This is a genomic window from Prevotella amnii DSM 23384 = JCM 14753, from assembly GCF_000378745.1.
Classification (GTDB): domain Bacteria; phylum Bacteroidota; class Bacteroidia; order Bacteroidales; family Bacteroidaceae; genus Prevotella; species Prevotella amnii.
Genome location: NZ_KB905284.1, coordinates 1 through 16,661 on the forward strand (window position 1 = coordinate 1; position 16,661 = coordinate 16,661).

12 protein-coding genes, 2 tRNA genes and 1 pseudogene are annotated in these 16,661 nt (G+C 32.2%); 5 read left to right on the forward strand and 10 right to left on the reverse strand.

Annotation, left to right across the window (positions count from 1 at the left end):
* Nucleotides 1-190 precede the first annotated feature (190 nt).
* Nucleotides 191-880, forward strand: a pseudogene (locus F596_RS10955) (IS5 family transposase); the annotation flags it as partial.
* A 327-nt stretch (nucleotides 881-1,207) separates the two neighbouring features.
* Here F596_RS10955 and F596_RS0107155 read toward each other — a convergent pair.
* From F596_RS0107155 to F596_RS0107180, 6 genes are all read right to left on the reverse strand, one after another.
* Nucleotides 1,208-1,289, reverse strand: a tRNA-Tyr gene (locus tag F596_RS0107155).
* A gap of 6 nt (nucleotides 1,290-1,295) precedes the next feature.
* A tRNA-Val gene (locus tag F596_RS0107160) sits at nucleotides 1,296-1,370 on the reverse strand.
* 404 nt (nucleotides 1,371-1,774) lie between these two features.
* Nucleotides 1,775-2,101 carry a hypothetical protein gene (locus F596_RS0107165; protein ID WP_019036410.1) on the reverse strand — a complete coding sequence of 109 codons (327 nt, stop codon included), beginning with the start codon at nucleotides 2,099-2,101 and terminating at the stop codon, nucleotides 1,775-1,777.
* A gap of 62 nt (nucleotides 2,102-2,163) precedes the next feature.
* Nucleotides 2,164-4,746: a golvesin C-terminal-like domain-containing protein gene (locus tag F596_RS0107170; protein WP_019036411.1), complete on the reverse strand. Its 2,583-nt coding sequence runs from the start codon at nucleotides 4,744-4,746 to the stop codon at nucleotides 2,164-2,166.
* 3 nt (nucleotides 4,747-4,749) lie between these two features.
* Nucleotides 4,750-5,295 (reverse strand): 1-acyl-sn-glycerol-3-phosphate acyltransferase, encoded by a 546-nt coding sequence (locus F596_RS0107175; RefSeq protein ID WP_019036412.1) that lies wholly within the window; start codon nucleotides 5,293-5,295, stop codon nucleotides 4,750-4,752.
* 17 nt (nucleotides 5,296-5,312) lie between these two features.
* Entirely contained in the window at nucleotides 5,313-5,585 is a 273-nt protein-coding gene (locus F596_RS0107180; RefSeq protein ID WP_019036413.1) for a hypothetical protein, read from the reverse strand.
* A gap of 254 nt (nucleotides 5,586-5,839) precedes the next feature.
* Here F596_RS0107180 and F596_RS0107185 point away from each other — a divergent pair, with 254 nt between their 5' ends.
* Together F596_RS0107185 and F596_RS0107190 are read left to right on the forward strand one after the other, a co-directional pair.
* On the forward strand, nucleotides 5,840-7,483 hold the full coding sequence (locus F596_RS0107185) for a diphosphate--fructose-6-phosphate 1-phosphotransferase (protein WP_019036414.1): 1,644 nt from the start codon (nucleotides 5,840-5,842) through the stop codon (nucleotides 7,481-7,483).
* A gap of 142 nt (nucleotides 7,484-7,625) precedes the next feature.
* Nucleotides 7,626-8,480, forward strand: coding sequence for a GH25 family lysozyme (locus F596_RS0107190; RefSeq protein WP_008448107.1), 855 nt, complete (start codon nucleotides 7,626-7,628; stop codon nucleotides 8,478-8,480).
* Here the strand turns inward: F596_RS0107190 and prmA are convergent.
* A complete protein-coding gene (prmA, locus tag F596_RS0107195; RefSeq protein WP_019036415.1) occupies nucleotides 8,437-9,306 on the reverse strand; it encodes a 50S ribosomal protein L11 methyltransferase in 870 nt (289 codons plus the stop codon). The two genes, F596_RS0107190 and prmA, sit on opposite strands and share 44 nt — an antisense overlap.
* A 178-nt stretch (nucleotides 9,307-9,484) precedes the next feature.
* Between prmA and F596_RS0107200 the strand changes: the two genes are divergently transcribed.
* Both F596_RS0107200 and F596_RS0107205 read left to right on the forward strand, forming a co-directional pair.
* Entirely contained in the window at nucleotides 9,485-10,423 is a 939-nt protein-coding gene (locus F596_RS0107200) for a hypothetical protein (RefSeq protein ID WP_019036416.1), read from the forward strand.
* Nucleotides 10,424-10,533: 110 nt separating this feature from the next.
* Complete coding sequence (locus tag F596_RS0107205; RefSeq protein WP_019036417.1) at nucleotides 10,534-12,120, forward strand: PorV/PorQ family protein; 1,587 nt, start codon at nucleotides 10,534-10,536, stop codon at nucleotides 12,118-12,120.
* A gap of 603 nt (nucleotides 12,121-12,723) precedes the next feature.
* Here F596_RS0107205 and F596_RS0107215 read toward each other — a convergent pair.
* The 3 genes from F596_RS0107215 to F596_RS0107225 form a co-directional block, all read right to left on the reverse strand.
* On the reverse strand, nucleotides 12,724-13,227 hold the full coding sequence (locus F596_RS0107215; protein ID WP_019036419.1) for a MarR family winged helix-turn-helix transcriptional regulator: 504 nt from the start codon (nucleotides 13,225-13,227) through the stop codon (nucleotides 12,724-12,726).
* Between the two features lie 250 nt (nucleotides 13,228-13,477).
* Entirely contained in the window at nucleotides 13,478-14,092 is a 615-nt protein-coding gene (gene lolA1, locus F596_RS0107220) for an outer membrane lipoprotein periplasmic chaperone LolA1 (RefSeq protein WP_019036420.1), read from the reverse strand.
* Nucleotides 14,093-14,158: 66 nt separating this feature from the next.
* The gene (locus tag F596_RS0107225; RefSeq protein WP_019036421.1) at nucleotides 14,159-16,621 is read right to left on the reverse strand and encodes an FtsK/SpoIIIE family DNA translocase; all 2,463 of its coding nucleotides are present in this window, start codon (nucleotides 16,619-16,621) and stop codon (nucleotides 14,159-14,161) included.
* Nucleotides 16,622-16,661: the final 40 nt, after the last annotated feature.

Genomic DNA, 16,661 nt, shown 5'->3' on the forward strand with positions numbered 1-16,661 from the left:
TTATCGCATTCATGGAAAATCCCGAAAAAACTTGGAATGATTTCCTTGCAAAGGAGATGCAAAAAGCACCACCTGAACCAAGTCTTTTCGATTAGGGGGCTTACTTTTGAAAAAATAAACCCCGAAGTCCAATTTTACTGGGCTTCGGGGAGGATATTTATGCTCTTTTGAGTTTTATCGGACAGCAATAGTTCTCAATGAAATCAATCGGCAACTTGAGTCTAAAGGTGTCATTGTTAAGCGTGGTGCTATTATCGATGCGAGCATTGCCGATACTCCACGCCGTCCGCGTGGACGCAAGGAGTATGAAGTAGTGGAAGAGCGTAATGAAGCTGACAGTCGTGATAGTTCAGAAAAAGCAATGGTCAAGGAAGTTGTTAAGCCAAACGTTGATGGAGATGCAAGATGGATTAAGAAAATGGGAAAGCTCCACTTCGGTTACAAGCGACATTCGGTTACAGATGAGAACGGGTTGGTGATAGCCGAGGAAACCACACCAGCTAACGAAAGTGATATCAAACATTTGGAAAAGCCATTAGAAAAAGCTAAACTTCCACAAGGTACACCTGTTTATGCCGACAAGGGTTATGATTCTACAGCAAACAAGGATGTACTTAAACGTATGAAGTTCAAGAGTCGCATCATGCACAAAGGAGTAAGGGGACGTAAGCTAACGGAAAGAGAGCAGCGTGTTAATGTAGCCATCAGCAAGACACGGTACAAAGTGGAACGTACCTTTGGATCTATTCACAGATTGTTTCATGGTGGGATAGCCAGATATGTAGGTTTAGCTAAGACTCACGCACAACACATCATGGAGGCTATTGCCTACAATTTATATAGAACTCCAGGGATAATTGTGTCTAATTCTCTCAAATAAGGGGAGAATATGAGATGAAATAGAGCATATACAGCCTAAAAATCAAAAATATTGACTGCGGGTGAGCCAATAGTGCTCAAAAACAAGAATGAAAGAGAATGGGGTAAGGTTTTGCAGATGTCTCGGACAGTAATAATATATTTATAAGTAATAATAAAAAATATTAGCCTGTTTATAACTAAGTAGACAGTAATTATAATATAGTTGTTTAAAAAGACATATATTAACTGCTCATTTAGAGATTATTTTATAAATAACGTACTCTATGTGTATAATAAATAAAGTAAAAAAAAAGAGTACTAATTTAAGATTAATACTCTTTTCATGTGGGTAGTGATGGATTCGAACCACCGAAGCAAGAAGCAGCAGATTTACAGTCTGCCCCATTTGGCCACTCTGGAAACTACCCTGTAAGTGGGCGTTGACGGATTCGAACCGCCGACCCTCTGCTTGTAAGGCAGATGCTCTAAACCAACTGAGCTAAACGCCCAAAGCGTTGTTCCTCTAAAACGTTTGCAAAGATAATAAAAAAAATATACACACCAAAGTTTTTATATATAAAAAATAAACTTCTTGAAAAAATAGCAAAGTTTTAAGCAAAGATAGTTATATAGCATGATAGAAAGGTTAGTAATAGAATAAAATAAATTGTAAATTGTGCCATTTATTTTTATTTAGAAAAATATTCTGAACTTTTTTCTTTCTTGCTATATTAATGTACGTCACGTACACTATTAGTGTAGCGTATATACACCATAAGTGTACATCATATACAATAGTAGTGTATGTGATGTACACTTATTAATAGAATTATTTTAATAAGATGAAAACTAATGTAATTAGAATATATGTATAAACGTATTAATAGGAATCAAGATAATCCAAAAATTTATTTTATATTGTTGTTTCTTGTGGATTTGTCTTTTCTCGTTCGTTTTCCCATACCTTATATAGTTTTATAAGATTGTTAAGTCCTAAAGCTTTCATATCGGTATTATATATAACATCTAAACATAGGTCGAGTAACTCATTATTATTACCTTGCTCTGTTTCTAAGAGGCTACGTACGTTTAGCTTAAGGCGGTTTAGAGTATCTTCATCTACTATGCCTGTTGAGCCTATTAAGTCTTTAAAAAGAGCATACTTTTCTATTACTTCAAGGTGAGTATCTTTTATTATGATACTTCTTGTTCCACTTAAATTTGCCTGAATTTTATGCATAACTTTGTTTTATTAGTTAAGGTAAATATTTTATAATATATTTTTTTATGTAATTAGATTTGTTATAATAACAGGTATGTTAAAACTTCTTTCATTATCTGATTTCTAATAGTAGCATCTTTTATACAGTCTAAAGGAAAAGCCATAATAAAAGTACGGTAATCATTTCCTTTATAAGCTACAGCAGCATAATTACCATCTGCGTACATCATAAAAGGTTTGGACTGATTATTAGCTGGCATAATATTGTCAGGATTATAAGCTCCATAGTGATAGGCATTAATAGTACGATATATGTCAAACTTTTTCCCAAAGCCATTTATCAAAGAAGAGCTATTATTAAGGTTGCTACCTGCAAATGTTATTTTCAGATTATTAGATAACCAACTTTTTTCTTCTTCAGTTTTCATATCTGATGAAATGTAAGCACCATTTACAAAAATTCTGCCATTATGTTGTAGATAATTACTTATTTGGTGTTGCATTTCTGGGGTAAAGGTTTTATAATATAATAGACTGTACCCATCATCTTTTTCAAGACCAAGTGCAAAATCTATAGCATCATAGTTAATAAGGCGTATTTTATCTTTTTCTACAGCTTTTTTTGAGCAGCTCACAATATTATATTTTCCAGCCGAAGCGATTGCTTCTGCATGTGTGCGAACATAGTCGAAATCATTACCAGCAATAATATTACCCACTAACTCTTCTCCGCCAAACCCTAAGGCATTAGCTCCTTCTTGACCTAAATATTTAGTATTAAAAACAGTTTGCTGCCCACTCCAGCCTATAGTTTTACCATAAGTAACGCCAGGATCTGCTTTTATATCAAACCCCTGCGCGTCTATAGAGTCGATAACAGCAGGCGATGATAAGCGATTGAAGCCATTTATAATAAGTATTGTTTTGTCTGCATTAGGATTATAGTAGGTAGATAATACTTCTGTAGGAAAACTTTCCCCTCCAATATTACAAGCAGTTATACGAAAATGATAAATCTTATAAGGTTGTAATTCTACATCATAATAAGTATTTTTTATATTAATACCATTGTTAAAATCTCCTTTACCAACTGCCGTATATATATTATAAGAGGTTGGGGTAGAGGTAGGTTCAGAAGGGTCTTTAACAATGTTCCACTGTAACCGTACTTTCTTCTTGTTGATAAATTTTATGCTAAATAAGGAGGGGGTAAGTGGTTGTACAGTGTAAGATGTATTATGCATCATAGCCTCATACCGTAGTATAGTCTTATAAATAGATCGAGCTATGATAAATTTAAAATTAGGATCTTGTCCTAATCTCATATCATTAAAGTTTTGATGTGATAAAGTTTCAAGGATCATTGATGGCACTTTAGGTAAACGTGTTTCGCTATAATTGCGATCGTATATGTAACGTGTATTCCAATTGATATGTAACGTCTGGTCTATATCCTTCTTTATGTTATATATCATCTCTTCTGCAAGTGTTTTTGATACGCTGCGAGCCAGATTCTTACCTATACACTTATCGCCTTCTTGTGTTGTACATATTCCTAAAGAGCCTACATAGTTACCTTTAGGAGCAGTACCGGCATCGCTATGAATAGCTAAAGACAAATCGATAGGCACTTTTTCTCCTTCACCAGGTATATAAGATGATCCAGCAGCTAACCAGTTAGTCATTAGAGATCGTACATTTATATCATCTTTATAATCGTTCTTTCCATTACTTTTGCTAACAATTTCCCATGGTGCACCTGCCCATTGTGCATAATAGCGAGCACCTTCTAAACATCTTGGTAAACCACTTGTCTTACCTTCACGCTCTATATTACCCATGCCTCCACCAAAGCGTACAGCGTCAGCTGTAACTATGCCATGATGTGAACTATGATTTGTAAGTACTACAGAATTGAGCATACTACTGCCTGCATCAAAATTAAAAGTGCCTAAGTAAACCCACGTGCCTCCTCCCATTTTTTGATTTACTTTGAAGTGGGTTTCTTCTCCTTTATGGAACACTATATATTCGGCATCATCTATGCTTTTTTTGTGTGTTTGATAACTTACATAAACAGCATATTGTCCTGCTTTTTTAAAAGTGGGCTGATATATAATAGAGCTTAATTTGTTATTGCGCTTGCGAGCTTTTGTCTTTCTGGCTGTGCCAGCTTTAAAAGGATTTTCGCCATCTTGATAATTGCCTTCATGAAAAGCGAAGCCACATTTAGAACAATCTTCCCATTTTTTTTTACCATTAATCTCATGATAACCTCCGTTTGGACTATCATTATCAACAATTACTTCATTTGTTTGCCAATCGCGCTCACGAGGCGTAAATACTACAGCTCCTGCATTTTGAAGCATTGGTAATAGATATGGTACAACTATGGTAGGTGTGAACAAATCTTCTGTAGTAGAAAAAAGTATAGGGCGTTGCCATCTCCATTTGCTTTTTTCAATATCGTAATATCTTCCGTGCGAAGCCCATACTGCAATATGCCTATTAGCTAAGCCATTAGATATAATATTTGGTTTAGATATATTTTCTACCCATGGAGCACCTTTATATTCGTATTTCCCCCAAATAGTGTCATTTTGAGCTTTAGAAAAAACACTTATTAAGGCAATAAATAAAGAAAACAGAAGTTTTTTATTCATATACTAAATGTCTCCAACTGTAAATTTTTCGGGATTTTTGCCTTTGAAATCTTTAAAGTATTGTTTTATTTCTTTCATTTGTTCGTCTATATCCCCATTAGGTATGATCATCTTATTGCAATAAATTGTTTTTGATTGGTAATCTAAAGCATATAGAATAATAGGGATATTAGCTTTAAGAGCAATATAATAGAATCCTTTTTTCCACTCTGCATTTATAGAGCGCGTTCCCTCTGGCGTGATACATAATTGGAAATTAGGCGTATGGCTGGCTAAAGAAGCAAGTTGATCTGTCATGCTGCAATGCTTGTTACGCCATACAGGAATACCTCCCATTTTTTTAAAGATAATTCCTAAGGGACCAACAAACCATTCTTTTTTCATTAAGAAATTGCTTTTTAAGTCTTCAGAACAAGCAAATAGTTTACCAATAATAAAATCCCAGTTGCTTGTATGTGGAGCTAAGCATATAATACACTTCTTTGGCTGTGGAATGCTAACTAACTTCTTCCAGCCTAATAGTTTATATAATATAAATCGCGATAACATCAACGAAGCTAAGTATTTTAATAAAGATTGTTTATATGATCTATAATCTCGTTAGTTTCTTTATTCAGTTTTTCTTTTAAATCTTTGAAATATAATTTTACTGGCATACCAGGTTCTATATGAGATATGCGGCGAATATAGTTATCACGAATAGTAACTATAGAAGATAATAAAGCATTTATTTCTTCGGAATTGCTGTTACTACCATAAAGTGAAGCTGCCATACATTCAGTGAACAAATCACTTGTTATGTAGTTAATAATACGTTTTAAATCTCTTTTATTACTCATAATTTTACCCTTTCTTTATAAAAAACTATGCCAAAGATAAGCAAAAATTACAATAAAGTGCATAATTTGCAGAAAAAAACCTTTTAATTTTATTTTTTAGTAGTTCTTAAACTAATTTTAAAAGCAAATAATGAAAAGTAATATTATGAAATAATATTTGTAAAAAATCTGCTTTGTCTTTAATAATCACAGAAAAAACAGTACTTTTGCACAAGAAAGAAATTTTTAAAATCCAAATTTAAAATAAATCATTTATGGAAATTAGTGCATTGCAAAAGGAAAGAGCAAACTATCAGCCAAAGTTACCAATTGCTTTACAAGGTGCAGTAAAAGTAAAAGAAGGAGCTTTAACACAAAGTGTAGACAATCAGGAAGACATTAAGAAATTGTTTCCTAACACTTATGGCATGCCCCTTGTAGAGTTTGAACCAGCTACAGAATTTAATAATGCCAAGATGAATGTAGGCGTAATATTATCTGGTGGTCAGGCTCCTGGTGGTCATAATGTTATATCAGGTCTTTTTGATGAGATAAAAAAGCTAAATCCAGAAAATCGTCTTTTTGGTTTTTTAATGGGTCCTGGTGGTTTGGTAGACCATAAATACCTGGAAATAACAGCAGAAAACCTGCAAGCATATCGTAATACAGGTGGTTTTGATATGATAGGTTCTGGGCGTACTAAATTAGAAAAGGAAGAGCAATTTGAGAAAGGATTGGAGATTATCCGTAAGTTAGATATAAAGGCTATAGTAATAATAGGTGGTGATGACTCTAACACTAATGCTTGTGTTCTTGCAGAATATTATGCAGCAAAGAAATATGGAGTACAAGTAATTGGTTGTCCTAAAACAATTGATGGCGATTTGAAAAATGATCAGATCGAAACTTCTTTTGGGTTTGACACAGCTACAAAGACTTATTCAGAGCTAATTGGTAATATTGAGCGTGATTGTAATTCTGCACGTAAATATTGGCATTTTATAAAATTAATGGGACGTTCTGCATCGCATATTGCGTTGGAGTGTGCGTTACAGACACAACCTAACATCTGTCTTATTTCAGAGGAGGTTGAAGCTAAGGACATGTCTTTAAATGCTATAGTAGAAGATATAGCAAAAACTGTAGCTTATCGTGCTAATCAGGGGAATAACTTTGGGGTAGTACTTATTCCAGAGGGCTTGATAGAGTTTATACCTTCTATAGGGCGTTTGATACAAGAATTAAATGACTTACTTGCTGCACACGGAGATGAATACTTAAATCTTGATAAGGTAGCACAGCGTGAATATATCTTAGCACACTTATCATCTGAAAATAAGTCTACATTTGAAACTTTACCAGAAGGGGTTGCACGCCAGTTATCATTAGATCGTGATCCTCATGGAAATGTACAAGTTTCATTGATAGAAACGGAAAAATTGATATCAGAAATGGTAGGAGTAAAGCTTGACCAGTGGAAAAAAGAAGGTAAATATAATGGTAAGTTCTCTCCACTTCACCATTTCTTTGGTTATGAAGGTCGTTGCGCTGCTCCTTCTAATTTTGATGCAGATTATTGTTATGCATTAGGTTCTTCTGCCGCACAACTTATTGCTAATGGTAAAACTGGCTATATGGCTATAGTTAAGAATACTATTGCGGGAACAGATAAGTGGCTTGCAGGAGGTGTGCCTATAACAATGATGATGAATATGGAGAAACGTAATGGTGAGATGAAACCCGTAATACGCAAAGCTCTTGTAGAGCTTAATGGAGCTCCTTTCAAAGCTTTTGTAGCACAACGTGAAAAATGGGCTAAAGAAACTTGTTATGTTTACCCTGGTCCTATACAGTATTGGGGTGCTTCGTCTGTTTGTGATATAACAACAAAGACTTTATTTCTTGAGCAAAATAAGTAATAAGCATATATAATTAAAGAAGAATAGGGTAAAAGGGTAGCTTGTTTATTCTATTCTTCTTTTTTTATTTTAGTGATTTTACGTTTACATGTTTTAGCAGGAAAAAAGATCAAATAGAAACATATATAATTAAAATCATATAATGGCAAAAGAAGCATCTTTTTTTTTTCGCCGATTAAAGTATTTTCTAAAATCTCGTTCTTTATTAGAGAAATGGTGTTTTGGAATAATAATATGTGTGCTTTACTGTACCTTTATATATGTTTACATAGTATCTCCTACAGGGTTTCGTTGGCGAGCTATATATGGCGAGCCTAATTACCCTAAAGGATATAATATACATGGTATTGATATTAGTAGATATCAGGGTAATATCAATTGGAATCGTTTACATAATGCTCTCATAGATACATATCCTGTTCGTTTTATCTTTATAAAATCAACAGAGGGTGATAGCTACATGGATCCTAATTTTAGATCTAATTTTTTTGAAGCAAAAGAAAATGGTTTTTTGCGTGGAGTATATCATTATTGGAGTAATAATGTTCAGCCTCGCAGGCAGGCTTATTTTTTCTTAGCAATGGTAAAACTTCTACCAGGTGATTTTCCTCCCATATTAGATGTTGAAAATAAGCCTAAAGATATGACAATACAAGATTTTCAGCAAAACATTCTAACATGGTTACATATAGTAGAAGATAGATATCATGTAAAACCTATTTTATATACTTATTATAAGTTTAAACAACAATACCTTAGTGATCAGCGTTTTGATGATTACCCTTATTGGATAGCTCATTATTATGTTAGTCAAATGGAGTATAAAGGAGAGTGGAAAATATGGCAGCATACTGATGCTGGCAGGTTACCAGGTATAAAAGGATATGTGGATTTAGATATTTATAATGGAAGTTATTATGATATGCAACAAATGTTAATACCTGAGTATTCTTCTACAGATTCTTCTGAAATATCAGACAGCACCAATTATCCTTAACACTGCGTTCTGTTTCGACAAGTCTTAAGCTGTTAGCTTTTTCCTTTAAAAGGTTAGCATCATCTTCATAGAAACCACTTAATATAACCTTACCTCCACATTTTAAGATATTAGAAAAAGCACTTAAATCTTCTATTAAAATATTACGATTGATATTAGCGAGAACTAAATCGAACAAACCATCTATTTTTGAAAGTATTTTTTTATCTCCCTTATGTACATTTATTTTTACATCATTTATCTCAGCATTATGTATAGCATTTTTCACACTCCACTCATCAATATCATATCCAAAAACTTCTGTCGCTCCACATTTTGCACTTATTATTCCCAATATTCCTGTTCCGCAGCCACAATCAAGCACACGCTTATCTTTTAAATTTAGGTCAATAAGTTTTTCTACAATCATTTGTGTTGTTTCGTGATTACCTGTTCCAAATGCTTGCTTAGCATCTATATAAATATTAATAGGAAATTTTTCTTTAACTTGCCCTTTTTGTGGGGTATTTGTAGTATTAAAGCAAGAAATAATGCATTTATTTTTTATTACAATTGGTTCGAAACCATTATTTTCCCATACTTCGTTCCAATCTTTATCTTCAACATCTTTTACATCAATGCTTATGTTTGTTTCTTCTAAAGGGAAAGTAGATAGAGCTTTCTTTAGTCTGTCTTCATCATAACATTCCTTCTGACAATAACCTATCAATAAGTTACTCTCATCAGTAAAAGATTCAAAACCACAGTCCCCAGCAATAGCTGTAACTAAATCACGAGTAGTCTGATTATCAGGATATATTGTAAAAATAGCTTGAATGTATTTCATTGTTTGTTAATTATATACTGCAAATATATAAAAAATAGGTAGAAACATATCATAGATTGAGAAAAATAAGTATATTTGCATAAGTTTAAAACAGATTATTGCTATATAAAACAACAACAAATCAAACAAGATATTTATAAAAATAGTACTAACAGAATAAAAATAAGGAGGGAATAAGATGAGAAAGAATATAATTATCTTAGCAATTATGAGCTTTATGCCTATATTTGCTGTGGCTCAAGATGATATGTATATTTATAAACAGAAAGATGTAGATAAATATAATAAATCTATAAAAGAATATTCAGCTTATTATAGTGGTATTGATAAAAGCAATGAAGATTATAATCGTCATGGCAAATTAAGAAAAACTTTCAATGTTATAGGTCAAGACTCTTTGGGTAACGATATTATCCAATATATAAGAAATGGAAGAACAGGTAGAAGTTTAGTAGTAGATACACTATATGGCGATTATATGCGCAATTTTAATTATGATAATGATGATTTTGCTTATAGTCGTCGTATGAGCCGTTTTGATGATTATTATGGTAGCTATTATGATCCATGGTTAGATATAGATTATTATGATCCTTTCTATTATGATGTTCGTTGGAGATATAATAGTCCTTTCCGTCGTGGTTGGTATGATCCTTGGTATAACACTTATTATACGCGTTGGTATAACTCACCTTATATTTATGATGGCTGGTATGACCCTTATTATGGTTATTATAGATGGGGTGGAGTATATCCTTACTATGGCTATGGCAGTGGATACTATTATGGGATTCCTTATTATAGTGGTTTCTATACTTATAAAGGTCATACAGGTACTGCTAATCATTGGGGAGGTAGAAGGAGTTATAATCAAACTATTCGTAATTATGATAATAGCAATGTTCGTACCTTTAGTAATGAACAACGCTCATTTGGTGATAGGTATAGAACATTCAATGAGAATTTTGGAGGAAATCGTGGAAACTTTGAAAGCTCACGTCCAAACTATTCATTTCCTTCTTCGCAACCTCAGGGTGGAATGTTTAACGGAGGAAGTTTTGGAGGCTCAGGTAATGGCAGCTTTAATAGAGGAAACAACTTTGGTGGCCATCGATGAAGGCTATCATATAGTGTAAATAACTTTTTATTAATAGCATTTTATTATTCAATAAGGAAATGTTATATTTTATGTGGAAAATATTTGTTAAATTGTAAATTGAGAGCAGTATGAAAAAAAAATATTATTTATTTGCTGTAACTTTATTGGCAGCAATGTCTATGAAAGCGCAAGAAACTTATCAAAACGCCAAGCTTATAACTCAAGACCTTAATGGAACTGCTCGCTATGTTGGTATGGGTGGCGCTCTTGAGGCTCTTGGCGCAGATATTTCTACCATAAGTAGTAATCCTGCAGGAATAGGTGTTTTTCGTAGTAGCAAAATAAGTATGAGCACAGGTTTTATAGTACAAGAAAACTATAAAGATTTTGATAATAATAAGAATGTTCATGCCAGCTTTGACCAGATAGGAGGAGTATTCTCTATCCGAACTGGTGGAAGATCTTTCCTTAATTTTGGTTTTAATTATCATAAAGGGCGTAATTTTAATTATGTATTAAATGCTGCTAACGAGCTTAAAGAAGCTTCGCTTAACAAACAGTCTTCTGCTAAAGGAATGTTAGGTAGTGAAGATAAAGGGGGCTTTTTTGTAGGTGCAAGCAACAATGGGGCTTATAATGGATATATAAATGGCAATTCCGATAAACAAGCGTTAACTTTTGATCAGCTTGACTACTTAAATTACAATACTATAATAACCGATAAAACTGATGGTAAGTTTTATGACTATAGAGGGAAGTCATTCGACTTTTATCGTGATAATGTAGGTTATACGAGCAATTATGATTTTAATATTAGTGGGAACATTAACGATCGCCTATATTGGGGTATAACATTAGGGGTAAAAGGTGTTCATTATAAAGGGTATAATGAATATAAGGAAGAGCTTATTGATGGGAATAGTAATATTTCTTATAATAATAATAAGGCAATAACTGGCTCTGGGTTTGATGCAAGTGCTGGTATTATTGTACGTCCTATAGATGAATCTCCTTTCCGTGTAGGAGCATATATAAAGACACCTACTCGGTATAATCTAACTGTGGATAACTATACTGGGGTAAATACTAATAATTCACGTGCAGTAAATAAAACTTATTCTATTAATAATTCTTATTCTTTTAAGTTATTCAGCCCATGGAAGTTTGGTGTATCTCTTGGGCATACCATTGGTAACTATATGGCTCTTGGTGCTACTTACGAATATGAGGATTATTCAACTATAGATACTCGTATTAATAATGGAGGGTATTACGACTGGTATTATAATGAATTTGTAGAAACTTCTGTTCCTGATGGTAAAATGAATAATCATACTAAACGCACTCTTAAAGGTGTAAGCACATTAAAATTTGGTGCAGAATTTAGACCTACAGGAATTGTAGCTATACGTTTAGGTTATAATTATTTGACATCTGCATATAGAAACAATGGGCAGAAAGATCCTACATTAGCATCTTTGGGCAATAGTTATTCTTCTGAAGCAGACTTTACTAATTGGAAGGATATTAATCGTTTCACTTTTGGCTTAGGCTTTAAAATAAAGAAATTTAATATAGATCTTGCTTATCAATATAGTATGCAAAAAGGAAACTTCTATCCTTTTTCTAATATAGAAAAATCTAATGTTATTGCTCCAACTGAAGTAGCTAATAATCGTAGCCAGCTATTATTAACTTTGAGTTATCATTTATAAGATAAATTGCATAATTACAAGATTACAACATATTTAGACATCTCAAATAAAATAAGCAGATTTCTATTATAGTTGTTTTCTTGTTTTTATATGTAAGGTTGTATAATAACGTTGATGCTTTTTGTGTGCTATAAAGATAAGAGATAAATTATATTTCCTTGTAAGCAAGATAATATCTAAACACAGATAATTTTATAGTAAGTATTTAGATATGATACACATATTTTCAGAATAATGTTTACGCTTTATAAAACAGTTTGAACTTATTATTATAGTAGCTTTTATTATCTAAAAAACATGTAACTTTACTCTTATAACATATAAGGTAAATAAATAACAGTTATGTCGAAGAATATAAAAAAAATAGGGTTAATAGCAATTATTTTAGGCTTACTTTGTTTTATTGTCCATATATTGCTTAATTATCATGGTAATAGTTTTCTATTTGTAGGAATAATTCTTATATTTGTTGGTACATTTTCTTATGTAAAAGGGTGGAAAGGTTAATGGTATATTATATATAATAGTTTCATAAAAAGAAAATATTATATCAATAAATGATAAAACTTACATAATAATCTGTTTATATATTTTACACCTCTCTTATATTTCAGACTGTTTTTTATTATTTTTTATTTCAGCTTTTATTTCGAGTTCTTCTAATTTCCTTTTATGAAGTTGCTCTATAAGTGCATCTAAGCTATTAATAAGCTCCTCAATATTATTGGTTTGAAATTTATCTGAAGATAATTTATCTATCATGCAATGAGGAATATTTTTAGCTTTCTCCTCAAGCTCCTTACCTTTTTTCGTTAGAAAGATAAAAGTCTCTCTTCCATCTTTTTTTCCTTTTCTGCGATTTACAAATCCTTCTTCTTTCATTCTTTTAAGTAATGGTGTCATTGTATTAGAATCGAGTTCTAACCGATGTGATATCTCCATGACTTTTTGACAGTCTTTTTCCCATAACACCATCATCACAAGATATTGTGGATAGGTAAGTCCTATTTCATCTAATAAAGAATAGTATGCTTGAGTAATTAGACGACTTGCAGTATATAGTCTGAAACAGAGTTGGTTTTTTAATTTAAGAAGTTCGTATGCCATTATATTTGTTGTATTATTATTTAAATATAGATAAAAAATATGAGTAATTGCTGTTAGAGAACATATATCATTTGATTAATATACATTGATGTTTTATTTTATTTTTCTCAATATAAATATTTCTAAAATAACATCACTCTTTTGTTGTAATCATGCTAACTTGACAACTTCTAATATAATCTTACAGTATGTCATGCCTAAATATAAAACAATGATAAATATAGTTTTAACTTTTATAGTATATGATAATTTATCTCATATCTACTATTTCTGCCTTTGGATATAATTTTTTATTAAATTTAAAAATAGCATCATTGAGTTTCTTTGTTTTAATACGTATTATTTTAATAATAGTCCATTTTCCTCCTTTACGCATTTTTACTTGTTTCAGCTGATTTGACATACTTAAAGTTATATATGCTTCAGACACGCTACGCTTCTTATTTTGAGCTAGCATATGTATTACTTTTTGATTACCAGTTATAGTCATAGATAGCATATAACCATTTTTATATATATTGATAAAGCTATATGGGTTTATTGATAATCGTTGAGCTTCTGTAGGATTAAAAACGCTTACCTCATTTGTTGATTTTGTGTAAGCCCATTGTGTTTTACCATCAAACCATACTGAAACTAATGGCGTTATAGCCATAAACTTGTTACCTTTTATAGCTAAATTGCCAGATGTACCTCCTCCTATATCTGATTTTGACATAGAAAAGTACACTTGTAAACCTTCTTTATTATTTATGATGGCAGTGGCCTTATCTAAGCATATCTTTGCTTGTTTAGAATTTTGTGAATATAGCTCACTACTAAACATTAATATAACTAAAAGAAAAAAGCATTTTATAATTTTCATTGTAGTTTTTATTAAAAAGTTTGATATTGTTTTTATATAATATATTATTTTATTTAATTTAATAAGTTAATGATGACGTAACGTTGTCAGTAATGCTTCTAAAGAATTTTCATCACTTATAAGAACTTCTCGTGGTTTAGAGCCTTGTGCAGCTCCCACTATGCCAGCACTTTCCAATTGATCCATTAAGCGTCCTGCTCTATTATATCCTATAGAGAAGCGGCGCTGTATCATACTGGTAGAACCTTGCTGGGTTACAACTATAGTACGTGCAGCATCTTCAAAAAGAGGATCAACATTATTTGTATCCAATCCTTCTGTATTACTATTATCATCTTCTGATATAGGTTCAGGTATTTCGAGAGGGTGTATAGGACCAGGCTGATTAGCTATAAATTTGTTGACTTTATCTACTTCTATTGTATCAACAAAAGCACATTGTACACGAACAGGTTCTCCACCATTAAGATAGAGCATATCTCCTCTACCTACTAATTGTTGAGCACCTGGACGATCAAGAATAGTACGCGAGTCGATCATTGAACCTACTCGGAAAGCTATTCGTCCAGGAAAATTAGCTTTAATATTACCTGTTATAATTGTTGCTGTAGGACGTTGAGTTGCTATAATCATATGAATACCAACGGCACGAGCTAATTGTGCGATACGTGTAATAGGCATTTCTATCTCACGACCAGATGTTAATATAAGATCTCCAAACTCATCAATAATAACTACTATATATGGCATAAATTTATGCCCTTCTTCAGGATTTAGATGATGGTTTAAAAACTTATGGTTATATTCCTTTAAGTTTCTAGCTCCTGCAGCTTTAAGCATATCATAGCGTTCATCCATAAGAACACAAAGACCTTTTAATGTTTTTACGACCTTTTTTACATCAGTAATAATAGGCTCGTCTTCATTGTCATCAATGGCAGCCATAAAAGATTTTGCGATAGGTGAATAAACACTAAATTCAACTTTCTTAGGATCAACAAGAACTATTTTTAACTCGTTTGGATGCTTCTTATATAACAATGAAGTTATAATAGCATTTAAGCCAACTGACTTTCCTTGTCCTGTAGCACCTGCTACTAAAAGATGAGGAATTTTTGCAAGATCTACCATGAAAACATCATTGGTAATAGTTCTTCCTAAAGCTATTGGCAGATCCATGTTCGACTCTTGAAATTTCTTAGAATTTAATATAGAGAACATTGAAACGATGCTTGGCTTAGCATTAGGCACTTCTATACCAATAGTTCCCTTACCTGGCATAGGTGCTATAATACGAATACCAATAGCAGCTAAGCTAAGTGCTATATCATCTTCTAAATTTTTAATTTTAGATATTCGTATACCTTGAGCTGGAGTAATTTCATATAATGTAATGGTTGGCCCTACTGTTGCACGTATGCTTCTAATCTGTACACCAAAATCATTTAAAACCTTAATAATCCTATTTTTATTTGCTTCTAACTCGTCTTTACCAACATAGTTTATATGCGTGTCAGAATCATATTCCTTAAGTAGATTTAGGGTAGGATATTTCCATTTAGTAAATGGCTCGCGAGGATTTATAGGAGTATCTATATCTGTAGAGTTTGCTACTATCGGGCTATTAGCTTTTTCTTCTGCTTTGGCAATTTTTACTTCTAATCCAATATCACCTCTTGCATTTTCTTTGTTTATAGGTTTTTTGATTATACTTTCAGAAATATTTCCTTGAGCAGCTGTATTAGGTATAGTAAGCTCAACATACTCTTTTTTATTAGTATCAGTAGAGTCATTACAATATATTTCTTCATTAGAAAGAGGGGAGTCGTTTATAAGAGTTTCTTCCGTATTAGAAATAGTTCCCTTATCTTTGTTTACTACAGTAAATTTAACCTTATCACGTAAATAACCAATAGGATTAATAATCCTTCTTATAACAGTGATAGTTTCAGATGTAAGATAAGTAAGAAATGCTACTAAAACTATTACCAAAAGAACGATTAATCCGGGAGTTCCTACAAAATTTTCTATAAAGTGAACACTATAAGCTCCATGATCACCTCCTGGGTTAAATATCTGATTATTCATTAATGGCGTAAGAAATTTGGCAAAAGTAATAGATAACCAAATCATGCAAAGAGCCATACCTAAAAACCATTTCCAAAGATTTACGTTTTTATATGCTCCTATCATTTTTACGCCACATAAGGTTATAAATGCGGGTATAAAGAAAGCAGGTATACCAAAGCACCTTGATATGAAAAAGTAAGATATCATTGCGCCTAAGGATCCACAAATGTTTTGAAACTCTTGTCCTGTATTTTTTAGCTCTCCTGGACGAAGATCTGTTACAAGGCTTTGATCTGCCTGACCTGTAGAAAAATAGCTGAAGAATGCAAAACAAATATAAATGGCTAGTAAAACAAGCAACAATCCTATTATAAGCCCTGTTTTATCGTTAAAAATACTCTTTACCCCTAAAGCTTCTATAAAAGTCTTTGATGTACGTTCTGTCTTCTTTCTTACCATTCCATTTTCTATATTTTATCCTTGCAAAATTAATAATTTA